The sequence below is a fragment of the Streptomyces sp. NPDC006624 genome (assembly GCF_040611555.1).
Classification (GTDB): domain Bacteria; phylum Actinomycetota; class Actinomycetes; order Streptomycetales; family Streptomycetaceae; genus Streptomyces.
In genome coordinates this window covers 218,797-243,094 of the sequence record NZ_JBEXOM010000006.1, presented here as the reverse complement: position 1 = coordinate 243,094, position 24,298 = coordinate 218,797, and the positions used below count along the sequence as shown (strand labels likewise).

The window sequence follows — 24,298 nt, the reverse complement described above, 5'->3', positions numbered from 1 at the left end:
CCCCAAGCCAACGTGCTGGAGTGCGCTCCAGGCAAGCCGCGACCGGACCGGACCGGGAGCGGGTGTCGGCTGCGGCGGGGCCTCAGCGGGTCGGGTCGCCGCCGCGTGTCTCCGCCGCGGCGGTCATGAGGACGGCCGCGTCCGCCGCCGAGGCACGCCGCCTGACGGCGACGGGCGGGGTCACCCCTCGTAGGGCTCGCCCAGGTCCCAGCCCTGGTGCATGGCCTCCGCGAAGGCCGCCGCGATCTTGTGCTCGCCGTGGGCGTTGGGGTGGGTGCCGTCGTAGGTGTCGGCGGAGACGTCGTACGACGGCGGGGGCGAGGCCAGGAGGATGGGGGAGGCGGGCTCGTCGAGGTCCGCGGCCGTCTTGGCCAGGAGTTCGTTGAAGCGGGCGACCTCGGTGGCGAAGGGCTCGTCCGTCTGCGCCCGGATGTTGGGGGTCACGGGCAGCCACACCATCCGCACCCGCCGGTTGACCGCCCGTGCCTCGGAGACGAAGGCCCGGACGTTGTCGGCGGTCTGCGCGGCGTTGGTGTAGAAGCCCAGGTCGATCAGGCCCAGGGAGACCAGCAGGACGTCGGCCCGGCACGACCGCACGGCCTCGCCGATCAGCGGCGCCATGTGCTGCCAGCCCTCGCCCCAGCCGGCCAGGTGGGCGCGGGGGAAGTCCGGTTCGGCGTAGGCGTACGAGGTCGGGGCCCCGGTGAGCTTGTCGTGGAGCGTCTCGCGGGGGCCGACGAGCGTGAAGGGGCCGCCGTAGCTGCGGCACAGGTGCTGCCACATCCGGTAGCGCCATGTGTGTTCGCCCGCGCTTCCGATCGTCATCGAGTCACCGACCGGCATGAACCTGAGCATCCGCTCATCATGGACGATCACGCCGCCCGGCGGGGTGTGAGTCGGGCCACGCCCCCCTTCCGGCGGCCCGGCCGTGCCCGTCCGGGCCGGGTCCGAGCCCGGTGGACCGGCCGGTGAACCGCCGGGCGGGATGGCAGGCTTGGGGCATGCGCAGACCGATCGCCCTCCTCGCCGCGGCCCTTTACGTGGGCGCCCTCGCCGTGCCCGCCTCCGCCGCCGACGGTGACGGGAAGTTCACGATCAAGGACCCGCGCATCACGGAGTCCAGCGGCCTCGCGGCCTCGCGGCAGCATCCCGGCGTCTACTGGACGCACAACGACAGTGACGACGGCGCGTACCTGTACGCCGTCGACGGCCGGACGGGCGAGACGGTCGCGACGGTCACCCTGACCGGCGTGGGCACCCCGCGCGACGTCGAGGCGATCTCCATCGGACCCGGCAACCAGATCTACGTGGGCGACATCGGCGACAACCTCGGCGGCACCTGGCCGCACGTCTGGATCTACCGGCTGCCCGAGCCGAAGGAGCTGCGCGACCGGACGATCAGGGCCACGCAGTACGTCGTCACGTACTCCGACGGCGCGCGGGACGCCGAGTCCCTGGTGGTGCACCCGAAGACCGGCCGCGTCTACATCGTCGACAAGAACGAGAAGGGCGGGCACCTCTACGAGGGCCCGGCCGAGCTCTCCCCGTCCGGGACGAACGTCTTCCGGCCGATCGCCGGCGTCCCCGACCTGGAGGCCACCGACGCCACGCTCTCCCCGGACGGCCGGCACCTCGTCGTGCGCAGCTACTTCGGCTCCCTCGCGTACGACTGGAACGGCGGGAAGATCAAGCGCAAGGAGCGGCTCGGTGTGCCGTTCCTCGGCCAGGGGGAGTCCGTCACGTACACCGCCGACGGGAACAAGCTCATGTACGGCGCCGAGGGTGCCGACAGTCCCGTGGAGCCGCAGGACGCGCCGGGTGCGGAGGGCTCCGGCTCCCCCTCGGGGAACGGGACTTCGGCCTCCTCCGGCGGCGGGGGCGAAGGACTGGGCGGCGATCTGCGGACCGGCGCGATCGTCGCGGCGGCGGCCCTGGTCGTGCTGGTCGCCCTTCGGGGGCTGAGGCGGCGCACCTAGCCCTCGCCGCCCGCACTCCCCGGCGTGGGAGGGCGCCCGGCCACCGTCCGCCCCCCGGCGTGCGGAGGGCGCCCGGCCACCGCCGAGCGCCCCCGTCACCCGCGCGCGTCCCGCCGGTTACCGGCTGAGCTGCCTGAACCGCCGTACCGCCAGCGGCAGGAAGACCACCGTCAGGATCACCGGCCACACCCCGGCCATCAGCAGTGCGTGCTGCTCCACCCAGGAGTCCCCGCTGCCGGACGGCACCCCGAACAGCTCCCGGGTGGCCGCCGCGGTGGACGAGATGGGGTTCCACACCGCCACCCAGCCCAGCCAGTCGGGCATCAGCTGCGGCGCGACGAAGATGCTGGAGATCATCGTGAGCGGGAAGGCGACCGCGAACAGCCCGCCCGCCGCCTCCGGGTTGGGCACCAGGAGGCCGAGCCACACGCCGATCCAGATCAGCGCGAACCGCAGCCAGAGCAGCAGTCCGAAGGCGGCGAGGAAGCGGAGGCCGCCGTCCGGCCGCCAGCCCATGGCCAGCGCGGTGAGCATCATGATGGCCAACTCGGCGCAGGCGACGATCAGATCCGTGACGCCGCGCCCGGCCACCACGGCGGAGGACGCCATCGGCATGGAGCGGAAGCGGTCGATGACGCCCTTGGTGGAGTCGTGGACCACCACGGTCGCGGTGTTGATGAAGCCGAACGCCATGGTCATCACGAACATGCCCGGCATGAGGAAGTCCTTGTAGTCCCCGCCGCCCGGCACCTTCATCGCGCTGCCGAAGACATAGCCGTACATCAGCACGGACAGGATCGGGAAGCCCAGCTGCCAGGCGATGTTGACCGGCTGGCGCTGGTAGTGGGTCAGGCCGCGGCGGACGACGTTCCAGCAGTCGGCCAGCGCCCAGTACGTGCCGCCCCGCGCGCCGGGGCTGCTCAGGTCGACGGCGCTCACGCTGCGGCCTCCTTCTCGGTGCGGTGTCCGGTCAGGCGCAGGAACACGTCGTCGAGGCTCGGCCTGCGCAGCCCGATGTCCTCGACGCGGACGCCCTCGTCCTGCAGGCTCCGCGCGACCTCGGTGAGGGCGGCGACCCGGTCGGTGACCGGGGCGTGCACCCGCGACTCGGTCTCGTCCGCCTCGGGTTCGCCGTCGGCGACCCGGGCGACGGCCTTCACCACCCGTGGGATCTCGGACCGCTCGGCCACCACCACCTCGATGCGGTCGCCGCCGACCAGGTTCTTCAGCCCGTCCGGGGTGTCGTCGGCGATGGACCGCCCCTGGTCGATGACGGTGATGCGGGAGGCGAGCCGGTCGGCCTCCTCCAGGTACTGGGTGGTCAGCAGCACGGTCGTGCCGCCCGCCACCAGCGCCCGGACCGCGTCCCAGACCTCGCCCCGGCTGCGGGGGTCGAGCCCGGTCGTCGGCTCGTCGAGGAAGAGGACCGCCGGGGCGAGGATCATCGAGGCCGCGAGGTCGAGGCGGCGCCGCATGCCGCCGCTGTACTTGCCGACGCCCCGGTCGGCGGCGTCGGTCAGGTCGAACTGCTCCAGCAGCTCGGCGGCCCGCAGCCGCGCCCGCCGGCCGCCGAGGTGGAACAGCCGGCCGAACATCTCCAGGTTCTGCCGTCCGGTGAGCACCTCGTCGACGGCCGCGTACTGGCCGGTCAGGCCGATCCGGGCCCGTACCTCGCGCGGCTGGCGGGCCACGTCGAGACCGGCGACCGCGGCCCTGCCCCCGTCCAGCCGGATCAGCGTGGACAGGATGCGGACGGCGGTGGTCTTGCCCGCCCCGTTCGGCCCCAGCAGGCCGTGCACCGTGCCCTCGCGCACCGACAGGTCGAAGCCGTCGAGGGCGCGTTTCTCGCCGTACCGCTTCTCCAGCGCCTCGGCTCGCACCGCGTATCCGTCCATGCCGTCCTCCCGTGTGCCGTGCCTGCCGGCGGTCAACTGAGTACAGCGTACCCGATTGTGCGTACGTCGTACTCAATTTATGGGCGGGGGCCTAAGCTGGACGGCATGACGAGTGGTGCGAGCGGCACGGGCGGCACGGAGACCAGCGGCAGCGGCGACATCGCCCGCACCCTCGAACTGCTGTGGGACACCGGACGGCGTCCCAGCCGGGGCCCCAAGCCGACCCTCACCCTGGACCGGATCGTGGAAGCCGCCGTCGGGGTGGCGGACGCCGAAGGGCTGGAGGGGCTCTCGATGCGCCGGGTGGCCGCCGAACTCGGCACCGGCGCCATGTCGCTCTACCGTTACGTCCCCGGCAAGGCCGAGCTGCTCGACCTGATGCTGGACCGGGTGCAGCGCCCCCGCGACGACCCGCCCGGTTTCGAGGAGGGCGACTGGCGCTCGGCCCTGGAGGCCAGGGGCCGCGAGACCCTCGCCCTCTACCGCCGCCACCCCTGGCTGCTCCAGGTCAACCAGTCCCGCCAGGTCCTCGGCCCGAGCACCCTGGACAGCCTGGAGCAGGTCCTCGCCCGGATCCGCCCGATGGGGCTGAGCGACCCCGAACTGCTCTCCGCGATCATCATGCTCGACGGGTACGTCGTCGGGGCCGCGCGGTCGCAGCTGTACCAGCAGGAGGCGGAGCGCCGGACCGGCCTGACGGACGCCGAGTTCTGGCAGGCGCAGATACCGGCCCTGGAGAAGGCCATGGCGTCGGGCCGCTACCCGGTCATGGCGTCGCTCTCCGAGGACACCTTCGGACCCGACTTCGACCACTTCGAGTTCGGGCTGCAGCGGCTCCTGGACGGGCTGGACGTGCTCGTGGCGCGCAGAGCCCGCCAGTAGGGTCGCGTCCCGTGGGCACACAGGCTTCGGCACGCAGGATGACGACCGTCCCGTCCGGGCAGGTGACCCTGTCGGACCGGCGGACCGAGCGCAGGTGGACCGTCGGGGTCGCCGCGTTCCGGCTGTCGGCGTTCCCGGTCACCCAGGCGTGGTACGCCGAGGTCACCGGTGAACGCCCGGGCGCGGTCCACGGCGACCTGCTCCCGGTCGAGGGCGTGTCCTGGTGGGACGCGGTCCGCTTCTGCAACGCGCTGTCCCTGCGGGAGGGCCTGACCCCCGCGTACCGCCTCCGGCCCGGCGCCGGGACCGCCGACTGGGACACCGCCGCGGACGGCTACCGGCTGCCGACCGAGGCCGAGTGGGAACACGCCTGCCGCGCCGGCACCACCGGCCCCCGGTACGGGCCGCTCGACGAGATCGCCTGGTACCGAGGCAACGCCGAGGGCGGCGTCCGGCCCGTGGGCGGCCGACGGCCCAACGCCTGGGGCCTGTACGACATGCTGGGCAACGTCTGGGACTGGTGCTGGGACCTCTACGACCCCGAGGTGTACGGCACGTACCGGGTGCTGCGGGGCGGCGGCTGGTCCGACGAGCACTGGAGCTGCCGGGCCTCGGTGCGGCGTCGCAGCCATCCGACGTTCCGGATCGACGACGTGGGCTTCCGCGTCGCGCGCCCGGCACCCGGCGCCCCGGGCGCGCGGCCGTCCTGAGCACGGCCGTCCTGAGCACGCCGAGGGCGCCCCCGCACGGGCAGGGGCGCCCTCGGTCACGCACAAGGGATCGTCAGAGCTTCTCGATCACGTAGTCGACGCACTTCGTCAGCGCCTCGACGTCCGCCGGGTCGATCGCCGGGAACATCGCGACCCGGAGCTGGTTGCGGCCGAGCTTGCGGTAGGGCTCGGTGTCGACGATGCCGTTGGCGCGCAGGACCTTGGCGACGGCGGCTGCGTCGACCTCGTCGGTGAAGTCGATCGTGCCGATGACCTGCGAGCGCTTGGCCGGGTCGGTGACGAACGGGTTCGCGAACTTGACGTCCTCGGCCCAGCCGTACAGCGTCCGCGCGGAGGTGGCCGTGCGGCGGACCGACCAGTCCAGGCCGCCCCGGCCGTTGATCCACTCCAGCTGCTCGTTGAGCAGGAAGAGCGTGGCGAGGGCCGGGGTGTTGTAGGTCTGGTTCTTGCGGGAGTTGTCGATCGCCGTGGGCAGCGAGAAGAACTCCGGGATGTGACGGCCGGAGGCGTGGATCCGCTCGGCGCGCTCGATCGCGGCCGGGGAGAAGACGCCGATCCACAGACCGCCGTCGGAGGCGAAGGACTTCTGCGGGGCGAAGTAGTAGACGTCCGTCTCGGCGATGTCGACCGGCAGGCCGCCGGCGCCGGAGGTGGCGTCGACCAGGACGAGCGCGCCCTCGTCGGCGCCGGCCACGCGCTGGATCGGCATGGCGACACCGGTGGAGGTCTCGTTGTGGGTGAACGCGTAGACGTCCACGCCCGCCTGGGCGACCGGCTCGGGGTGCGTGCCCGGGTCGGCGGAGACGACGTCCGGCTCGGCCAGCCAGGGGGCGAGCTTGGCGGCCTTGGCGAACTTGGAGGAGAACTCGCCGAAGCTGAGGTGCTGCGACTTGTTCTCGATCAGGCCGTGCGTCGCGATGTCCCAGAACGCGGTGGAGCCGCCGTTGCCGAGAATCACCTCGTAGCCGTCGGGGAGCTGGAACAGCTCACGGATGCCCTCGCGCACCTTGCCGACCAGGTTCTTGACGGGGGCCTGGCGGTGGGAGGTGCCCATGAGGGAGGTGCCGGTCGCGGCGAGGGCGTCCAGCGCCTCCGTCCGCACCTTGGAGGGACCCGCGCCGAAACGTCCGTCGGCGGGCTTGATGTCAGCGGGAATCTGGATCTCAGCCACGGAGGGGAGCGTAGCCGTTTCCAGAAACCTGGGCGAAACGTCGTCCGTCGGGTGAGACGGCGTTTCCGTGGCCGCCCCTGGGGCCGTCATGGTCATTCCTCCATCGATCCCTCGCCGAACGTCATTCCCCGCCGCTGTGGCGCCGCACCGGCCCTGTGTCCACACCCCCGTCCGGGTGATAGCGCAGGCTGGAGTTTCGAAGTAATTTCAAAGTCATGCCAACCGACAACGCAGCGGTGAACTTCTCCGAGCTGGTGAACAGGAACAAGCAGACGCTTGCCCGGCTCAAGGAATCGTCGCGGCTGCTGCTGCGCCGCAGAGACGGGGAAGACCTCGTCCTCACCACAGCGGCCCGGGCCGAGCAGGACCAGACCGTGGTGTCGGCCGCCACCAGGATGCTGGCCGCGTTGGCGCGCCGGGAGCCCGGCAGCATGGAACTGCTGCTGGACATACTGCCGGACGCCTTCCCGTGGGTGCGGTTCCTTCCCGAGGCCGATGTTCACGCCTTCGCCGTCGAACTCGTCGACACCATGCGGGCCGCCGACTCGGTCGGCAACAACGCGTCCGTCGCCCAGATGCTGACTGCGTGGCAGCACACCGCGGAGGTCTACTCCGACCCTGAACTGCTGGCCGCGCTGTCCACGGACCATGGCGAAGACTACGGTCCGGCGCCGGACCCGCGGGAGGTGGCGTGAGCGCGGGTCGCGGTGATCGCGTCGCACCGCCGGCGCCGGGTGGCCACTGGGAAGTCCGGTTCGCGGACGCGGCCTCGGCTGAAGGCTGGGAAAGTCTCGCCCAGCAGGCACGGGAGAACACGTACCGCGCCTGGGTCACCTTCGCAGGCACAGGGCATCCGCGGGCCACAGACCGCCGCTGAGCCGGCATCGGACCGGCGCTGAGCAAACAGCCGTCCTCGGCGTCGTCAGCGCGGCGACGGGCCGGGCCAGACCGCCGAGGCGTCGTCGCGGTGCGGATCCGGCAGGAGGACCGGGCGGACGGGGACCGGGTGGGTGCCGCCGTCGGTCGTGGCCGTCCAGGGGGCGGGGTGGCCGGAGTAGCACAGGGTGGTGAGGACGAAGACGCCGTCGGCGTAGACCTCGACGTACTCGCCGACGGTGAGGACGCGCAGGGACGCGGCCGGTTCCGGCAGGAGCGTCTCGCCGAGCGGGGCGCCGTCCGGGCCGGTGACCCGGAGGTCCTTGCCGTCGCAGCCGACCGTGAGGGCGGGCCGGGCCGGGTCGGAGTCCTGCGTGCGCAGGGTGATCTCGGTGCGGCCGGACAGGGCGATGTCGCCGACCGCGTGCAGGGGGGCGTCGTACGTCTCCTCGCCGAGCCAGGCGTCCAGGCCCGGCCACCATTCCAGGCGGGGCGCCGCATCGGCGGGCACGACCAGGGACTTGGGCTGGGCGAGCATGCCGCGGCAGCGGTCGCCGGTGTCGGTGAGGCCGACGCGGCGCGGGGTGGTGTGCAGCACGACGCGGGAGCCGTCGGGGGCGGCGACGACCCGCGGGGCGTAGGCGCCCGTCGGGCCGAGGGGGCCGCGGCGGGTCCACGGGCCGCGCAGGCGGGGCGCGGTCCACGCCTCGAAGCCCCGGGTGGCGCCGATGGAGCCGAGCAGCAGCCAGCTGCCGTCGTCGAGGCGTTCGAGGACCGGGCACTCCAGCTCGTCGACGTCGCCGGGGGAGATCAGCGGCGGGTGGACCGTCCAGTGCTCCAGGTCGTCGGAGGTGGCCCAGGCGACGCAGCCGCTGACCTCGACCGGCAGGGAGGCGTCGGCGGCGCAGACCACCATGACCCAGCCGTCGGACTCGTCGTCGCGGACGACGAAGGGGTCCCGCCAGCCCATGCGTTCGCCCGTGCGGTACCAGCGCGGGTCGGCCTCGGCGACCGGGCCCGTGCCGTGGCGGCGCCAGCCGGTGCCGTCGGTGCGGTCGGAGTACGCCAGGCCCACCGACTGCAGGGGCCAGCCGCCGGGGGTGAGTCCCGAGACGGCGGTGTAGAGCATCGCCGTGCCGGGGCCGTGCGGGAAGGCGTGCATGGTCCACACCGCCTGCTGGTCGAAGCGGCCCGGCAGGCCGTTGCCGAAGGCGCTGCCCTGCGGCTCCCAGTGGACCAGGTCGGCGGAGGTGGCCCGGCCGTAGGAGGTCTCCATGCGCAGGTGGTCGAACTCGGCCGTCCACGGGCCCTGCAGGTGCAGGACGGTGTAGGTGCCGTCCGCGTGGCGCAGGAGGTCGAAGTCGTTCACGCAGAGGCCGGGCGGCGCGTATCGCATGGACAGGTCCTGTCTGCCGACAGCGGCACTCAAACGTGTGCGCTGTGCTGTTGCTGGTGAGAGTTCCTCTGAGAGTCAGCCGAAGTAAATCTGAACGCAAACGCTTGCGCAACCGCATGGGCGGGTTTACGGTCTCGTCACTCCCCCACACGCCGACGTGCTCGCGGACACCGGTCACGCGGCGTGCACCCGATCAAGGAGCGTCCCGTGACGGTCAGCATCACCGATGTCGCCGAGGCCACCGGGGTCTCGGCGTCCACCGTGTCCCGCGCCCTGCGCGGCCGTCCCGGAGTGTCGGAGGAGATGCGCGCCCGGATCGTCACGGCCGCCGCCGAACTCGGCTACACCGCCTCCCGCTCGGCGTCCAGCCTGGCCAGCGGCCGCACCCACACCATCGGCGTCGTCGTCCCGTACGTCGGCCGCTGGTTCTTCGGCACCGTGCTGGACGCGGCCGAGAAGGTCTTCAGCGCCGCCGGCTACGACGTGCTGCTGTACAACCTCGGCTCACCGGAGGCACGCAAGCGCTTCTTCACCAAGCTGCCGATCCGCAAGCGGGTCGACGCCGTGCTGTCCCTGCTGATCCCGGACCCGGAGGAGGCCGCCGCCCTGCGCTCCCTGGACGTGCCGCTGGCCACCACGGTCGGCGGCGCCCGGCCCGGCTTCACCGTGGTCGGCATCGACGACCGGGGCGGCGCGGAGAGCGCCGTACGGCACCTGGTGAACCTCGGCCACCGCCGGGTCGGCATGATCTCCGGGGCCAGCGAGCCGCTGCACTGGACCACGCCCCTGGACCGCCGCCAGGGCTACCTGGACGTGCTGGCCGACGCCGGGATCGAGCCCGACCCGGCCCTGGAGGCGGACGGCGGCTACACCGTCGAGGGCGGCGAGCGGGCCATGACCGAGCTGCTGGCGCTGCGCCACCCGCCGACCGCCGTGTTCGCCCAGTCCGACGAGATGGCGATGGGCGCCCTGCGCGCCCTGCGCCGCCACCGGCTGAGGGTGCCGGACGACGTGTCCGTCGTCGGCTTCGACGATCACGAGCTGTCCGAGGTCGTCGGGCTGACCACCGTGGCCCAGCCGGTCGCGGCCCAGGGCCGGGAGGCGGCCCGGCTGCTGCTGGCGCAGCTGGACGACCCGGACGCCGGGCCGGCCCGCCCCGTCGAGATGCCCATCCGCCTCATCCTCCGCGAGACCACCGCCCCGCCCCACAGCCGCGGGCAGCGGTAGCTCCCCGCCCCTCGTCAACCCTCAGCCCTTTCGTCCCCCCCGCCCCCTCGTCAACCGCCCGCCCCCTCGTCACCCGCCCGCCCCCGGAGGGCCGTTCCCGCCCCCGGCCCCACCGTCCGCGCACCCACCACCCGCGCACCCACCGCACACCGCTCGGAGGCACCACCATGACCAACGGACCCAGAAGACACCGCCGTACGGGCCTGACGGCTCTCGCCCTGCTGCCGCTGGCCGCGCTGGCCGCCTGCGGTGGCGGGGGCGGCGCCGGTGACACCGCCGCCGAGGAGGGCAGCGGCAAGGGCACCATCAGCGTCTGGGCCCACCAGGGCCAGGCGAGCGAGACGGCCGCGCTGCAGAACGCGGTGAAGTCGTTCAACTCCTCGCAGAGCGACGTCAAGGCCGAGCTGAAGCTGATCCCCGAGAACGACTACACGAAGACCATCACCGCCACCGACCCCTCCGAACTGCCGGACGTGCTGGAGTTCGACGGCCCGACGATGGCCAGCTTCGTCTACAACGGCAAGCTCGCGCCGCTCGACGACCACGTCTCCTCCAGGACCCTCGGCAACGCCACCGACGCCGTCAAGGCGCAGGGCGAGATCGACGGCAAGCACTACGGCCTGGGCATGTTCGACTCCGGGCTCGGTCTGTACGCCGACACGAAGAAGCTGGACGCCGCCGGCGTGAAGTACCCCGAGCGGGTGGACGACGCCTGGACGGCCGAGGAGTTCGGCAAGGCGCTCGAGGCGCTGAAGGCCGAGGACTCCGACGGCAAGGTCCTCGACATATCCGAGCAGTACGGACTGGCCACCGAGTGGGGCACCTACGGCTTCTCCCCGATCGTCTGGTCGGCCGGCGGCGGCCTGCTGAAGGACGGCAAGGCGGAGGGCGCCCTCGACAGCCCGAAGACCGTCGCCGCGATGAAGACCTTCCAGTCCTGGAAGACGTACGTCGACCCCAACACCGACGGCAACGCCTTCGCCAAGCGCAAGGTGGCGCTGAGCTGGGTCGGCCACTGGATGTACCCCGCCTACAGCGAGGCCCTCGGTGACGACCTCGCCGTCCTGCCGCTGCCGGACTTCGGCAACGGCCCCAAGACCGGCCAGGGTTCGTGGGCCTGGGGCATCGGCGCCGACAGCAAGAACGGCAAGGCCGCCGGCGCCTTCCTGGACTACCTGCTCAACGACACCAACGTCGGCGCGATGACGAAGGCCAACGGCGCGGTGCCCGCCACCAGGACCGCGCTCGCCAAGAGCGAGCTGTACAAGGAGGGCGGGCCGCTCCAGCTCTTCGCCGACCAGCTCGCCCGGCCCTGCGGCGACAGCGAGATCAACGCCTCCTGCGTCGCCGTGACCCGCCCGGTCACCGCCGGATACCCCACGATCACGGCCAAGTTCAACACGGCCCTGAACGCGGTCTACGGCGGCGCCGACCCGCAGGAGGCCCTGCGCAAGGCCGCCCGCGCCATCGACCGGGACTTCACCGACAACGCCGGCTACGAGATCCCGTAACCCGCAGCACCCATCGGCCCGGGCGGGCCGGCGGCGACGTGGCGGCGCGACGACGCGGCCGCGTCCCGACCGGGCCCGCCCCGCCGGGAAGAGGACCCTCCCGTGAAAACCGTGGAACCCGCACACGCCGCGGCACCGGGCCGGGCGCAGGCCGCCTCGTCCGCGCCGCCCGCGAAACCCCCGCGCCGCCGTCGCGGCAACCGTGACCTGCTGCACGGGCTGCTGATGTCCGCCCCGGCCGTCGGCGGGCTGATCGCCTTCGTCGGCGTCCCGTTCGGCTACGCCGTGGTGCTCTCCTTCTACAACGTCCGCCTCGGCTCCCCGCTGGAACCGGCCTTCTTCGGCGTGGAGCACTACCGGCGGCTGTTCACCGACCCCGACCTGTCCGGCCCGTTCCTGCGGGCGCTGCTGAACAACCTGACCTTCGCCGCGGTCGTCGTACCGCTGCAGACCGGACTGGCGCTGGCGCTGGCGATCCTGCTCAACCGCAAGCTGAAGGCCATCGGCCTGTTCCGGTCGTTCTTCTTCATGCCGGTCGTCTTCCCGATGGCGCTGGTGGCCGTGATCTGGCGGCTGATCCTCGCCCGCAGCGAGGAGGGCATGCTCAACTCCGCGCTGGACGCGGTGACGTTCGGCAACTGGGGCGCCTTCGACTGGCTCGGCGACGGCCTCACCGCGATGGGCTCGATCATCGTGCTGTCGGTGTGGCAGGGCGTCGGCTTCCAGATGGTCATCCTGCTGGCCGGCCTCCAGCAGATCCCGGGCGAGCTCTACGAGGCCTCCCAGCTGGACCGGGCCTCGCGCTGGCAGCAGTTCCGGCACGTCACGCTGCCCGGCATCCGCGGCACCCTGGTGTTCGTCGCGATGCTCACCTCGGTGCTGTCCTTCCGGGTCTTCGACCAGGTGTACATCCTCATCCGCGGCGGCGGCCTGGACGAGGACGCCACCCGCACGGTGATGTACCAGGCCGTCACCACGGCCTTCGACCAGAACGACATCGGCCAGGCCTCGGCCGTCACGGTCGTGTTCTTCCTGATCGTCGTCGCCCTGACGATCGTCCAGCGCCGCGTCGTCCGGCCCGACCACGAGGACTGACCAACCCATGTCCCTGACCCGTACGCCCGTACGCCGCGTCCTCGACTACACCGTCCTGAGCGTCCTGGCGTTCGTCTTCGCCCTGCCCGCGCTCTACCTCTTCCTCGGCAGCCTCAAGCCGTCCGACGAGGTCCTGAACGGTCTGTCCGGCTTCCTGCCGACCCATCTCTCCTTCGACAACTACGCCGCCGTCCTCGACAGCCTCAGCTCCGACAGCACCGGCTACTTCTGGCAGTTCATGGGCGTGTCCGTGCTGCTGTCCTTCGTCGTCGTGACGGGCGGGCTGATCGTCAACTCGATGGCCGCGTACGGGCTCACCCGGCTGAAGTGGCGCGGGCAGAACGCGGTGTTCACCCTCGTCCTGCTGCTGATGCTGATCCCGTTCGAGTCGGTGGCGGTGCCGCTGTTCTACATGTTCAACGGCCAGCGCAACACGCTCTACGTCCAGGCGCTGCCCTTCATCGCCAACGCCTTCGCGATCTACCAGTTCCACACGTTCTTCCGGAAGATCCCGCCGAGCATCGAGGAGGCCGCCCGGCTGGACGGCGCCGGGCCCTGGCGGACCTTCTTCGCGATCATCGTGCCGATGTCCCGGCCCGTGTTCGCCTCGGTCGCCATCCTCACCTTCCTCATCCAGTGGGGCTCCTTCCTGTGGCCGGTGCTGATGGTGTCCGACCCGTCGGTGCGCCCCCTCCCCCTGGAGATGAGCGTCTTCCAGGGGCAGCAGCCGCCGGACTGGGGGCAGATCCTCGCCTTCGGCGTGCTGCTGGTGCTGCCGGTGCTGCTCGTCTTCGCGTTCTTCCAGCGCTGGTTCGTCGAGGGCGTGGCCAGCTCCGCCGTCAAGGGCTGAGCCCCGGGGCATGCTGGACGCATGACGGATTTCGGGGATCTCCCCGCCCTGGAGGCGGAGCTGCGCCGGGCCGTCCGGGGAGAGGTGGGTTTCGACACCACCTCCCGGGCGCTGGTCACCATGGACGCCTCCAACTACCGGCGGGTGCCGCTGGGTGTGGTCGCCCCACATGACGCCGACGACGTGGCGGCCGTGCTGGAGGTGTGCCGGGAGCGGGGGGTCCCGGTCGTGCCGAGAGGCGGCGGCACGTCGATCGCCGGGCAGGCCACGGGCACCGGCGTGGTGCTGGACTTCACCCGGCACATGAACCGGCTGGTGTCCCTCGACCCCGGGGAGCGCACCGCCGTCGTCCAGCCCGGCCTCGTCCTGGACCGCCTCCAGGAGGCCGCCGCCCCGCACGGACTGCGCTTCGGCCCCGACCCCTCCACACACAGCCGCTGCACCCTCGGCGGCATGATCGGCAACAACTCGTGCGGCTCGCACTCGGTGGCCTGGGGCACGACCGCGGACAACGTGCGCGAGCTGGACGTCCTCACCGCGCGCGGTCAGCGGCTGCGGCCCGGGCGCGACTGGGCCGGGGCGCCCGACGGGCTGCGGGCGCTGGCGGAGGGCGAACGGGCCCGGCTGCGCACCGGCTTCCCGGAGCTGCCCCGCCGTATCTCCGGCTACGCGCTGGACGCCCTGCTGCCCGAGCGGGGCGCCGACGTGGCCCGTTCCTTCTGCGGCTCGGAGGGCACGCTGGGCGTGCTCACGCAGGCGGTCGTCCGCCTGGTCGAGGCGCCCCGCGCGCGGGCCCTGGCCGTGCTGGCGTACGCCGACGAGAGCGCGGCGGCACAGGCCGCCGCCGGGCTGCTGCCGTTCGGTCCGCTGACGGTGGAGGGCATGGCGGCGGACCTGGTGCCGTCGGCGGCGGCGCTGCCCCGGGGCGGCGCCTGGCTGTTCGTGGAGACCGGCGGGGAGACCGCCGGGGAGGCACGCGCGCGTGCGGAGGCGGTCGTGCGGGCGGCCGACGTCGTGGACGCGCGCGTGGTCACCGACCCGGCCGGGCAGCGGGCCCTGTGGCGGATCCGGGAGGACGCGAGCGGCACGGCGACCCGCATGCCGGACGGGCGGGAGGCCTGGCCCGGCTGGGAGGACTGCGCGGTGCCGCCCGAGCGGCTGGGCGCGTACCTGCGGGACTTCCGCGCACTGCTGTCGGCGCACGGGCTGCGCGGCACGCCCTACGGGCACTTCGGGGACGGCTGCATCCACGTCCGCATCGACTTCGACCTGCTCACCGAGGCCGGCGTCGCCCGCTTCCGCCGCTTCTCGCAGGAACTGGCGGAGCTGGTGGTGGCGCACGGCGGGTCCCTGTCCGGGGAGCACGGGGACGGGCAGGCGCGCGCGGAGCTGCTGCCCACGATGTACGGCCCGGAGACGGTGGCCCTGTTCGAGCGGGTGAAGGGCGTGTGGGACCCCGACGACCTGCTCAACCCCGGGATGCTGGTGCGCCCCGCGCCGCTCGACACCGGCCTGCGCTTCTCCGTCCTGCCCCGCGAGCCGGTCGACGTCGCCTTCGGCTACCCGTCCGACGGCGGTGACTTCGGCGCGGCGGTCCGGCGCTGCGTCGGCGTCGCCAAGTGCCGTACGGCGTCGGTGTCCGGCTCCGCCGTGATGTGCCCGTCCTTCCGGGCGACCGGCGCCGAGGAGCACTCCACGCGGGGCCGGGCCCGGCTGCTGCACGAGATGCTCGCCGGGGAGGTGGTCACGGACGGCTGGCGCTCGCCCGAGGTGCGGGACGCGCTGGACCTGTGCCTGTCCTGCAAGGGCTGCCGCTCGGACTGCCCGGTCGGGGTCGACATGGCCACGTACAAGGCGGAGTTCCTGCACCACCACTACGCCGGGCGGCTGCGGCCCGCCGCGCACTACACGATGGGCCGGCTCCCGGTGTGGCTCCGCGCGGTGTCCCGGACGCGCACGGCCGCGCTGGTCAACGCCCTCGCCCGGACACGGCCCTTCGCCGCCGTCGCCAAGCGGCTGGGCGGGATCGCGCCGGAGCGGAGCATCCCGCGGGTGGCCACCGTGCCCTTCAGCCGCTGGTGGGAGCGGCGGCGCGCGCACAGCGGGACGGGCACCGGCGACCTGGTCGTGCTGTGGCCCGACACCTTCACCGAGCATCTCTCGCCGTCGGTGGGGCGGGCCGCCGTGAAGGTGCTGGAGGCGGCCGGGCTGCGGGTGGCGCTGCCGCCGACCGTGCACCTGGAGAAGCCGCCGGTGGGCGACGGCAGGACGGTCGCCCTGGACCCGCTGTCCCTGCTGCGGGGCCGGGGCCGCGTCTGCTGCGGCCTGACGTACGTCTCGACCGGCCAGCTCGACCGCGCCCGCACCGTCATGCGCCGCACGCTCGACCTGATGGAACCGGTGCTGGAGACCGGCGCCCCGGTCGTCGTCCTGGAACCGAGCTGCGCCGCCGCCCTGCGCACGGACCTCCCCGAGCTGCTGCACGACGACCCGCGCGCGGCCCGGCTCGCCGCGAAGGTCCTCACCTTCGCGCAGACCCTGGAGCGCCACGCCCCCGGCTGGACACCGCCGCGCGTGGACCGCCCGGTGGCCGGCCAGACCCACTGCCACCAGCACGCGGTGCTGGGCGACGACGCCGACCGCAGGCTGCGTGCGGCGGCCCTGCTCTCCGGCGAACTGAGCGGCGGCTGCTGCGGTCTGGCGGGCAACTTCGGCTTCGAGAAGGGCCACTACGAGGTGTCCGCCGCCTGCGCGGAGGAGCAGCTCCTGCCGTCGGTCCGGGACGCCCCCGACGGCACGGTGGTCCTGGCGGACGGCTTCTCCTGCCGCACCCAGCTGGAGCAGCTCGCGGGCGCACCGGGCAGGCACCTGGCCGAGGTGCTGGCGGCGGCGCTGGAGGAGCCGGGGCGGGAGCGGGCGGAGGACGGATGACGTGCCGCGCGGGATGAGTGGGTGCGGGTGGTGGGTGCCCGGGGGCGGGGTGGTGACGGCTCGGGTGTGCCGACGGTGGCGGCTGGGGTGTGCCGACGGGGGCGGCTGGGGCGTGCCGACGGTGGCGGCTGGGGCGTGCCGACGGTGGCGGAGCGCCTGCTCGCCGCGTGCCCCGTGCGTGCCGCCTGCGTGCGTCGGGCGGTGACCGAGTGCGCGCCTGCCGCGTGGGCGGGCGTGAGGCCTGGCGGGTGAGGCGTGGGTGGGCTTGAGGCGTTCGGGCCACGTGGTGGGTGGGCGTGCGGCGTGGGTGGGCTTGAGGCGTTCGGGCCACGTGGCGGGCGGGCGTGAGGCGTGGGTGGGCTTGAGGCGTTCGGGCCACGTGGTGGGTGGGCGTGAGGCGTGGGTGGGCGTGAGGCGTTCGGGCCACGTGGCGGGCGGGCGTGAGGCGTGGGCGGGCGTGAGGCGTTCGGGCCACGCGGTGGGCGGTCCCGAGTGTCTGAGCCGGGGGAGCGACCGGGCCGCTCCTAGGCTCGCGGGACCAGTCACGGCCCGTCGCAGGGCCGCCGCCCGAAGGAGCCCGCGCATGAGCGTCCGCGTTGAGCCGATCACCCGTGACGAGCACCTGGCGTTCGTCTCGGCCCGCCCCTCCGCCAGCCACACCCAGACCCCCGCCTGGGGCGAGGTCAAGCCCGACTGGGAGGCGGAGAGCCTCGGCTGGTTCGACCGGGGCGGGCAGCTGGTCGGCGCGGGACTGGTCCTGCTGCGTCCCCTGCCGGGGCCGCGGCTGCCCGGGCTGCCGCGGTACCTCGCGTACCTGCCCGAGGGGCCGCTCCTCGACTGGCACGAGCCCGGACTGGACGGACTGCTGGAGCCGATGCTCGCCCACCTCGCCAGGCGCGGTGCCTTCGCGGTGCGGATGGGCCCGCCGGTCGTGGTGCGCCGCTGGAGCGCCGAGGCGGTGAAGGCGGCGATCGCGGACCCGGCCGCCCGGCGGCTGCGCGACGTCCGGGCGACGTCGTACGAACCGCGCGCCGGGCAGGTCGCGGACAGCCTGCGCCGGACGGGCTGGCGGCGGACCGCACCCGGCGGCGAGGACGGCTTCGCCGCGGGCCAGCCCCGCTACGTCTTCCAGGTGCCGTTCGCCGGGCGCTCGCTGGAGGACATCCACGGCGGCCTCAACCAGCAGTGGCGGCGCAACATCAAGAAGGCGGAGAACGCCGGGGTGAAGGTGGTGCGCGGCGACCTGGCGGACCTGCCCGCGTTCCACGAGCTGTACTGCGAGACGGCCGAGCGGGACCGTTTCCTCCCGCGCCCGCTGTCCTACTTCCAGGGCATGTGGCGAGCGCTCACCGCCGAGCACCCGGACCGCATGCGGCTCTACCTCGCCCATCACGACGGCGAGGTGCTGGCCGCGGCGACGATGCTGACCGTCGGCGACCACGCCTGGTACTCCTACGGCGCCTCCACCGCCCGCCGCCGCGAGGTCCAGCCGAGCAGCGCCGTGCAGTGGCGCATGATGACCGACGCGCACGAACTGGGCGCCGCCGTCTACGACCTGCGCGGCATCACCGACACCCTCGACGAGTCCAGCCACCTGCTGGGGCTGCTCCGCTTCAAGGTCGGCACCGGCGGCGAGGCCGTCGAGTACCTCGGCGAGTGGGACTACCCGCTCAACCGGCTGCTGTACCGGGCGTTCGACTTCTACCTCTCCCGCCGCTGAGGGAGGTCTCACGGAACGAGACAGCGGCAAAAGGGGTTCACGCACCTGACTGAGTCCATTACCCTGGACTGTGCAGTGCATTAGGATGTACGTGTAGTGCATCCCACTGTACGCACCGCCCCGTCAGCGCCGACCAGCACAGGACCGCCCGTGACCACCCCCGACAGCATGACCACGCCCGCCTCCGCGACACCCGCCGCCCCGGCTCCCGCGGCCGGCCCGGGCCGCCTGGGCTCCCTCGGACCGGTGGGCCTGGTGCTCGCGGGCGGGATCTCGGTGCAGTTCGGCGGCGCCCTGGCGGTGACGCTCATGCCGAGGGCCGGTGCCCTCGGGGTGGTGGCGCTGCGGCTGCTGGTCGCGGCGGTCGTCCTGCTGCTGGTGTGCCGGCCGCGGCTGCGCGGCCACTCGCGCACCGACTGGGGCACGGTGGTCGCCTTCGGCGTCACCATGGCCGCGATGAACGGCCTCTTCTACCAGGCCGTCGCCCGCATCCCGCTGGGCCCCGCGGTCACCCTGGAGGTCCTCGGCCCGCTCGCCCTGTCGGTCCTCGCCTCCCGGCGCGCGATCAACCTCGTCTGGGCTGCCCTCGCCCTGGCCGGTGTCTTCCTCCTCGGCGGCGGGGGCTTCAGCGGTCTCGACCCCGCCGGGGCGGCCTTCGCACTGGGTGCCGGAGCCATGTGGGCGGCCTACATCGTCTTCAGCGCCCGCACGGGCCGCCGCTTCCCGCAGGCGGACGGCCTGGCCCTGGCGATGGCGGTGGGCGCGGTGCTGTTCCTGCCGCTGGGCATCGCCGAGTCGGGCGCGAAGCTGATCGACCCGGTGACGCTGGGCCTGGGCGCGGCGGTGGCGCTGCTCTCCTCGGTCCTGCCCTACACCCTCGAACTCCTCGCCCTGCGCCGGCTGCCCGCCTCCACCTTCGCGATCCTCATGAGCCTGGAACCGGCCATCGCCGCGACGGCCGGCTTCCTCATCCTCGGCCAGGTCCTCACCGCCATGGAGGCCGCGGCCATCGCGCTGGTCATCGCGGCGAGCATGGGCGCGGTGCGCACCCAGGTGGGACCGGGCCGGAAGAAGCGGGCGGCACTGGAGAGCACGGCCCTGGAGGGCTAGACCGCCGGCGCGCCTCGCAGTTGCGCGCCGACGCCCTGTGGTTGGGCCGGGCGCCTTGCGGCCGCGCCTGGCGCCTCCGGGCCGTCGGCGCATGCCCCCGGTGGCCCGGCGGTGCCCGGCGCCCCGCGGTCGTGCCTGGCGGCCCCAAGTCGTCGGCGCCCGCCCCCGGTGACCGGCCGTGCCGACGCCTTGCGGTGCGTCTGACGCCTGCGCCCGGCCTCTCGTGGCCGTGCCTGCCGCCCCGGCGCCGTCGGCGTTCGCCCCCGGTGGTCGTGCCTGGCGCCCCGGCGCCGTCGGCGTTCGCCCCCGGCGGCCGTGCCTGGCGCCCTCAAGTCGCCTGCGCCCGCCCCTGGTGGCCGGGCGTGCCCGGCGCCTTGCTGTTGCGCCCGGCGCCCTCAAGTCGTCGGCGCATGCCCCCGGTGACCGGCCGTGTCCGGCGCCTTGCGGTTGCGCCTGACGCCTGCGCCCGCCCCCCGGCGGCCGTGCCCGCCGCCCCGGAGTCCTCGGCGCCGTCGGCGTGCCCCGGCGGCCGTGCCTGACGCCCCCAAGTCGTCGGCGCATGCGCCCCGGTGGCCGCGCGGGCCCGACCTCATGCGGCCGTGCCTGCCGCCCCGGCGCCGTCGGCGCCCGCCCCCGGTGGTCAGCCGCTCGGCGCCCGACGCCTGCGCCCGCCCCCCCGCGGCCGCGCCCGCCGCCCCGGCGCCGTCGGCCCCCCCGTGGCCAGCCGTGCCGCAGCGGTCTTCCGGTCATCCCCGGAAATCCATGCAAGCATGCTTGATTGTTTCTGGCCCCGCTGCCATGCTCCTCAGCACGCCGCACCGCGGCAGCCCGCCGCGCGCACCGCCGTGCCCCGAGGGGAGCGCCCGTGTCCGATCCGACGTCGGTGATCGACGATCTGCACGAGGAGAGCGAGGAACTCGACCGGCTCGTGGCCGGGGCGGACGCCCGGCGCTGGGCGCTCGCCACCCCCGCGCCCGGCTGGAGCGTGGCCCACCAGATCGCCCACCTCGCCTGGACCGACCGCTCGGCCCTGCTCGCCGTCACCGACGAAGACGGCTTCCGCGAGCTGGTCGAGCAGGCCCTCGCCGCGCCGGACTCCTTCGTCGACCGGGGCGCCGAGAAGGACGCCGGGCTCCCGCCCGCCGACCTGCTCGCCCGGTGGCGCGAGGGCCGCGCGGCGCTGGAGAAGGCCCTGCGGGCCGCACCGCCCGGGGCGCGGTTCCCCTGGTACGGGCCGCCCATGTCGGCCGCCTCCATGGCGACGGCCCGTCTCATGGAGACCTGGGCCCACGGGCAGGACGTCGCCGACGCCCTGGGTGTGGTGCGCGCCCCCACCGAACGGCTGCGGCATGTGGCCTGGCTCGGGGTGCGGACCCGGGACTTCGCCTACGGCGTGCACGGACTGACCCCGCCCGCCGACCCCTTCCGCGTCGAACTCCGCGCCCCTTCCGGCGACCTGTGGGTCTACGGCCCCGAGGACGCCCCGCAGCGCGTCACCGGCCCCGCCCTCGACTTCTGCCTGCTGGTCACCCAGCGCGCCCACCGCGCCGACCTGGCCCTGCGCGCCGAGGGCCCCGACGCCGACCGCTGGCTGGACATCGCCCAGGCGTTCGCCGGACTCCCGGGCCAGGGGCGCCGGCCGAAGGGGGAGCAGGCGTGACCCTCCGCATCGGCAACGCCTCCGGCTTCTACGGCGACCGCTTCGACGCCATGCGCGAGATGCTCACCGGCGGCGACCTCGACGTCCTCACCGGCGACTACCTCGCCGAGCTGACCATGCTCATCCTCGGCCGGGACCGCCTGAAGGACCCCTCCGCCGGATACGCCCGCACCTTCCTGCGGCAGCTGGAGGAGTGCCTCGGGCTCGCCCACGAGCGGGGCGTGCGGATCGTCGCCAACGCGGGCGGCCTCAACCCGGCCGGACTCGCCGGCGCCGTACGGGAACTGGCCGGCCGGCTCGGCGTCCCCGTGCGGGTCGCACATGTGGAGGGCGACGACCTCACGCACGCCCACCCGGGCGCCCTCGCCGCCCACGCCTACCTCGGCGGCTTCGGCATCGCGGCCTGTCTGCGCGAGGGCGCGGACGTCGTCGTCACCGGGCGCGTCACGGACGCCGCGCTGGTCACCGGGCCCGCCGCCGCCCACTTCGGCTGGCAGCCCGGCGACCACGACCGGCTCGCGGGTGCCGTCGTCGCCGGGCACGTGCTGGAGTGCGGGGCGCAGGCGACCGGCGGCAACTACGCCTTCTTCCAGGACGGTGACGTGCGCCGCCCCGGCTTCCCGCTCGCCGAACTCGACGAGGACGGCGGCTGCGTCATCACCAAGCACCCCGGCACCGGCGGCTTCGTCGACGTCGGCACGGTCACCGCGCAGCTGCTGTACGAGACGGCGGGCGCCCGGTACGCCGGACCGGACGTCACCGCCCGGCTGGACACCGTGCGGCTGAGCCAGGACGGGCCCGACCGGGTCCGTGTCGAGGGCGTGCAAGGCGAGGCGCCGCCGCCCACCCTCAAGGTCGGGCTCAACAAGCTCGGCGGCTTCCGCAACGAGGTCGTCTTCGTGCTCACCGGCCTGGACGTCGAAACCAAGGCCGCCCTGGTGCGGGAGCAGATGGAACCGGCCCTCGGCAAGGTCGCCGACGTCCGCTGGGAGCTGGCCCGCACCGACCGTCCCGACGCCGGCACCGAGGAGACCGCGAGCGCCCTGCTGCGGCTCGTCGTACGGGACCCGGACCAGCGGGCCGTCGGGCGGGCCCTGAGCGGGGCGGCCGTGGAGCTGGCGCTGGCGAGCTACCCGGGCTTCCATGTGCTCGCGCCACCGGGAAAGGGCGCGCCCTATGGGGTGTTCGAGGATGTGTACGTCCCCCAGGTGCAGGTCGACCATGTGGCCGTCCTCCATGACGGGCGCAGGGTGACGGTGCCGCCACCCCAGGGCACCCGCGCGCTCGACGCCGTCCCGGAGCACGAGACGCCCCTGCCGGAGCCGTTGCCGCCCGGGCCCACCCGGCGGGTCCCGCTCGGCCTCGTCGCCGGCGCCCGCAGCGGCGACAAGGGCGGCGACGCCAACGTCGGCGTCTGGGCGCGCACCCACGACGCCTGGCGCTGGCTCGCGCACGAGCTGACCGCCGACCGGTTCCGCGAACTCCTCCCCGAGACCGGCCCGCTGAAGGTCACCCGGCACCCGCTGCCGAACCTGCGCGCCCTGAACTTCGCCGTCGAGGGGATCCTCGGCCAGGGCGTCGCCGCCCAGCACCGCTTCGACCCGCAGGCCAAGGCCCTCGGCGAATGGCTGCGCTCCCGTCACCTGGAGATACCGGAGGCCCTCCTGTGACCGTCCTGACCTCCGCGCTCGACCCGAGCGGCCCCGAGCACCGGGCCAACCGCGAGGCCATGCTCGCCAGGCTCTCCGCCCTGGACGCCGAGCACGCCAAGGCCCTCGCGGGCGGCGGCGGGAAGTACGTCCAGCGGCACCGGGGGCGCGGCAAGCTCCTCGCCCGCGAGCGCATCGAGCTGCTCATCGACCCCGACACGCCCTTCCTGGAACTGTCCCCGCTGGCCGCCTGGGGCAGCGACTACACCGTCGGCGCCTCCCTGGTCACCGGCATCGGCGTCGTCGAGGGCGTGGAGTGCCTGATCACCGCCAACGACCCGACCGTGCGCGGGGGAGCGAGCAACCCCTGGTCGCTGAAGAAGGCCCTGCGCGCCAACGACATCGCGCTCGCCAACCGGCTGCCCTGCATCAGCCTGGTGGAGTCCGGCGGCGCCGACCTGCCCTCCCAGAAGGAGATCTTCATCCCCGGCGGCGCGATCTTCCGGGACCTCACCCGGCTGTCCGCAGCCGGCATCCCGACCCTCGCCGTCGTCTTCGGCAACTCCACCGCGGGCGGCGCCTACGTCCCCGGCATGTCCGACCACGTGATCATGGTCAAGGAGCGGGCGAAGGTGTTCCTCGGCGGGCCGCCGCTGGTGAAGATGGCCACCGGCGAGGAGAGCGACGACGAGTCCCTCGGCGGCGCCGAGATGCACGCGCGCACCTCGGGCCTCGCCGATCACTTCGCCGTCGACGAGCACGACGCGCTGCGGCAGGCCCGGCGCGTGGTCGCCCGTCTCAACCACCGCAAGGCGTACGGCGATCCGGGCCCGACCGAGCCGCCGAAGTACGACGCCGAGGACCTCCTCGGTATCGTCCCCGGCGACCTCAAGAGCCCCTTCGACCCGCGTGAGGTCATCGCCCGGATCGTCGACGCCTCCGACTTCGACGAGTTCAAGGCGCTGTACGGCACCAGCCTGGTCACCGGCTGGGCCGCCCTGCACGGCTATCCCGTCGGCATCCTCGCCAACGCCCAGGGGGTGCTGTTCAGCGAGGAGTCGCAGAAGGCCGCCCAGTTCATCCAGCTCGCCAACCAGCGCGACATCCCGCTGCTGTTCCTGCACAACACCACCGGCTACATGGTCGGCAGGGAGTACGAGCAGGGCGGCATCATCAAGCACGGCGCCATGATGATCAACGCGGTGAGCAACAGCCGCGTCCCGCACCTGTCCGTCCTCATGGGCGCCTCCTACGGCGCCGGCCACTACGGCATGTGCGGCCGCGCCTACGACCCCCGCTTCCTGTTCGCCTGGCCCAGCGCCAAGTCGGCGGTCATGGGCCCGCAGCAGCTCGCCGGTGTGCTGTCGATCGTCGCCCGCCAGTCCGCCGCCGCCAAGGGACAGCCGTACGACGAGGAGGCGGACGCGGCGCTGCGCGCCATGGTGGAGCAGCAGATCGAGTCCGAGTCGCTGCCGATGTTCCTGTCCGGGCGGCTCTACGACGACGGCGTCATCGACCCGCGCGACACCCGCACCGTCCTCGGCCTGTGCCTCTCCGCGATCCACACCGCCCCCTTCGAGGGCGCGCGCGGCGGCTTCGGCGTCTTCCGGATGTGAGG

At 73.7% G+C, this 24,298-nt stretch carries 19 protein-coding genes; 14 read left to right on the top strand and 5 right to left on the bottom strand.

Annotated features, from left to right (window positions below):
• Window positions 1-180: 180 nt before the first annotated feature.
• Window positions 181-855 (bottom strand): SGNH/GDSL hydrolase family protein, encoded by a 675-nt coding sequence (locus tag ABZY20_RS14040; protein ID WP_356441282.1) that lies wholly within the window; start codon window positions 853-855, stop codon window positions 181-183.
• 146 nt (window positions 856-1,001) lie between these two features.
• On the opposite strand from ABZY20_RS14040, the gene ABZY20_RS14035 reads away from it, so the two are divergent.
• On the top strand, window positions 1,002-1,976 hold the full coding sequence (locus ABZY20_RS14035) for a WD40 repeat domain-containing protein (protein WP_356441279.1): 975 nt from the start codon (window positions 1,002-1,004) through the stop codon (window positions 1,974-1,976).
• Window positions 1,977-2,093: 117 nt separating this feature from the next.
• Here the strand turns inward: ABZY20_RS14035 and ABZY20_RS14030 are convergent, their stop codons facing one another.
• On the bottom strand, window positions 2,094-2,915 hold the full coding sequence (locus ABZY20_RS14030; RefSeq protein WP_356441276.1) for an ABC transporter permease: 822 nt from the start codon (window positions 2,913-2,915) through the stop codon (window positions 2,094-2,096).
• A complete protein-coding gene (locus ABZY20_RS14025) occupies window positions 2,912-3,871 on the bottom strand; it encodes an ATP-binding cassette domain-containing protein (RefSeq protein WP_356441718.1) in 960 nt (319 codons plus the stop codon). Before ABZY20_RS14025 ends, ABZY20_RS14030 begins: the two co-directional genes overlap by 4 nt.
• A 105-nt stretch (window positions 3,872-3,976) precedes the next feature.
• Between ABZY20_RS14025 and ABZY20_RS14020 the strand changes: the two genes are divergently transcribed.
• Complete coding sequence (locus ABZY20_RS14020; protein ID WP_356441273.1) at window positions 3,977-4,753, top strand: TetR/AcrR family transcriptional regulator; 777 nt, start codon at window positions 3,977-3,979, stop codon at window positions 4,751-4,753.
• A gap of 38 nt (window positions 4,754-4,791) precedes the next feature.
• Window positions 4,792-5,463, top strand: a complete 672-nt coding sequence (locus ABZY20_RS14015) for an SUMF1/EgtB/PvdO family nonheme iron enzyme (protein ID WP_356441717.1) — start codon at window positions 4,792-4,794, stop codon at window positions 5,461-5,463.
• A 73-nt stretch (window positions 5,464-5,536) separates the two neighbouring features.
• On the opposite strand, the gene serC is transcribed toward ABZY20_RS14015, so the two are convergent.
• Window positions 5,537-6,655, bottom strand: coding sequence for a phosphoserine transaminase (gene serC / locus ABZY20_RS14010; protein ID WP_356441270.1), 1,119 nt, complete (start codon window positions 6,653-6,655; stop codon window positions 5,537-5,539).
• A gap of 215 nt (window positions 6,656-6,870) precedes the next feature.
• Between serC and ABZY20_RS14005 the strand changes: the two genes are divergently transcribed.
• A complete protein-coding gene (locus ABZY20_RS14005) occupies window positions 6,871-7,350 on the top strand; it encodes a hypothetical protein (RefSeq protein ID WP_356441267.1) in 480 nt (159 codons plus the stop codon).
• Window positions 7,351-7,577: 227 nt separating this feature from the next.
• Here ABZY20_RS14005 and ABZY20_RS14000 read toward each other — a convergent pair whose 3' ends face one another.
• A complete protein-coding gene (locus ABZY20_RS14000; protein WP_356441264.1) occupies window positions 7,578-8,927 on the bottom strand; it encodes a mucin-1 in 1,350 nt (449 codons plus the stop codon).
• Between the two features lie 207 nt (window positions 8,928-9,134).
• On the opposite strand from ABZY20_RS14000, the gene ABZY20_RS13995 reads away from it, so the two are divergent.
• From ABZY20_RS13995 to ABZY20_RS13950, 10 genes are all read left to right on the top strand, one after another.
• Window positions 9,135-10,154 carry a LacI family DNA-binding transcriptional regulator gene (locus tag ABZY20_RS13995; RefSeq protein ID WP_356441261.1) on the top strand — a complete coding sequence of 340 codons (1,020 nt, stop codon included), beginning with the start codon at window positions 9,135-9,137 and terminating at the stop codon, window positions 10,152-10,154.
• A gap of 167 nt (window positions 10,155-10,321) precedes the next feature.
• Window positions 10,322-11,665, top strand: a complete 1,344-nt coding sequence (locus ABZY20_RS13990) for a sugar ABC transporter substrate-binding protein (RefSeq protein WP_356441259.1) — start codon at window positions 10,322-10,324, stop codon at window positions 11,663-11,665.
• A 102-nt stretch (window positions 11,666-11,767) separates the two neighbouring features.
• Complete coding sequence (locus ABZY20_RS13985; RefSeq protein ID WP_356441257.1) at window positions 11,768-12,760, top strand: sugar ABC transporter permease; 993 nt, start codon at window positions 11,768-11,770, stop codon at window positions 12,758-12,760.
• A gap of 7 nt (window positions 12,761-12,767) precedes the next feature.
• Window positions 12,768-13,610: a carbohydrate ABC transporter permease gene (locus tag ABZY20_RS13980; protein WP_356441254.1), complete on the top strand. Its 843-nt coding sequence runs from the start codon at window positions 12,768-12,770 to the stop codon at window positions 13,608-13,610.
• A gap of 21 nt (window positions 13,611-13,631) precedes the next feature.
• Entirely contained in the window at window positions 13,632-16,541 is a 2,910-nt protein-coding gene (locus tag ABZY20_RS13975) for an FAD-binding and (Fe-S)-binding domain-containing protein (protein ID WP_356441252.1), read from the top strand.
• 583 nt (window positions 16,542-17,124) lie between these two features.
• A complete protein-coding gene (locus ABZY20_RS13970) occupies window positions 17,125-18,261 on the top strand; it encodes a peptidoglycan bridge formation glycyltransferase FemA/FemB family protein (RefSeq protein ID WP_356441251.1) in 1,137 nt (378 codons plus the stop codon).
• Window positions 18,262-18,429: 168 nt separating this feature from the next.
• Window positions 18,430-19,371, top strand: coding sequence for an EamA family transporter (locus tag ABZY20_RS13965; protein WP_356441715.1), 942 nt, complete (start codon window positions 18,430-18,432; stop codon window positions 19,369-19,371).
• Window positions 19,372-20,236: 865 nt separating this feature from the next.
• On the top strand, window positions 20,237-21,031 hold the full coding sequence (locus ABZY20_RS13960; RefSeq protein ID WP_356441248.1) for a TIGR03084 family metal-binding protein: 795 nt from the start codon (window positions 20,237-20,239) through the stop codon (window positions 21,029-21,031).
• A complete protein-coding gene (locus ABZY20_RS13955; protein ID WP_356441245.1) occupies window positions 21,028-22,701 on the top strand; it encodes an acyclic terpene utilization AtuA family protein in 1,674 nt (557 codons plus the stop codon). Before ABZY20_RS13960 ends, ABZY20_RS13955 begins: the two co-directional genes overlap by 4 nt.
• On the top strand, window positions 22,698-24,296 hold the full coding sequence (locus ABZY20_RS13950) for a carboxyl transferase domain-containing protein (protein ID WP_356441242.1): 1,599 nt from the start codon (window positions 22,698-22,700) through the stop codon (window positions 24,294-24,296). The genes ABZY20_RS13955 and ABZY20_RS13950 overlap by 4 nt, the downstream gene beginning before the upstream one ends.
• The last annotated feature ends 2 nt before the right edge of the window (window positions 24,297-24,298 follow it).

Bases quoted from the DNA above. Each gene is read 5' to 3' on its own strand.
- ABZY20_RS14040 (WP_356441282.1), bottom strand. From the start codon at position 855: ATGCTCAGGTTCATGCCGGTCGGTGACTCGATGACGATCGGAAGCGCG.
- ABZY20_RS14035 (WP_356441279.1), top strand. From the start codon at position 1,002: ATGCGCAGACCGATCGCCCTCCTCGCCGCGGCCCTTTACGTGGGCGCC.
- ABZY20_RS14025 (WP_356441718.1), bottom strand. From the start codon at position 3,871: ATGGACGGATACGCGGTGCGAGCCGAGGCGCTGGAGAAGCGGTACGGC.
- ABZY20_RS14020 (WP_356441273.1), top strand. From the start codon at position 3,977: ATGACGAGTGGTGCGAGCGGCACGGGCGGCACGGAGACCAGCGGCAGC.
- ABZY20_RS14015 (WP_356441717.1), top strand. From the start codon at position 4,792: ATGACGACCGTCCCGTCCGGGCAGGTGACCCTGTCGGACCGGCGGACC.
- ABZY20_RS14005 (WP_356441267.1), top strand. From the start codon at position 6,871: ATGCCAACCGACAACGCAGCGGTGAACTTCTCCGAGCTGGTGAACAGG.
- ABZY20_RS14000 (WP_356441264.1), bottom strand. From the start codon at position 8,927: ATGCGATACGCGCCGCCCGGCCTCTGCGTGAACGACTTCGACCTCCTG.
- ABZY20_RS13990 (WP_356441259.1), top strand. From the start codon at position 10,322: ATGACCAACGGACCCAGAAGACACCGCCGTACGGGCCTGACGGCTCTC.
- ABZY20_RS13980 (WP_356441254.1), top strand. From the start codon at position 12,768: ATGTCCCTGACCCGTACGCCCGTACGCCGCGTCCTCGACTACACCGTC.
- ABZY20_RS13975 (WP_356441252.1), top strand. From the start codon at position 13,632: ATGACGGATTTCGGGGATCTCCCCGCCCTGGAGGCGGAGCTGCGCCGG.
- ABZY20_RS13970 (WP_356441251.1), top strand. From the start codon at position 17,125: ATGAGCGTCCGCGTTGAGCCGATCACCCGTGACGAGCACCTGGCGTTC.
- ABZY20_RS13965 (WP_356441715.1), top strand. From the start codon at position 18,430: ATGACCACGCCCGCCTCCGCGACACCCGCCGCCCCGGCTCCCGCGGCC.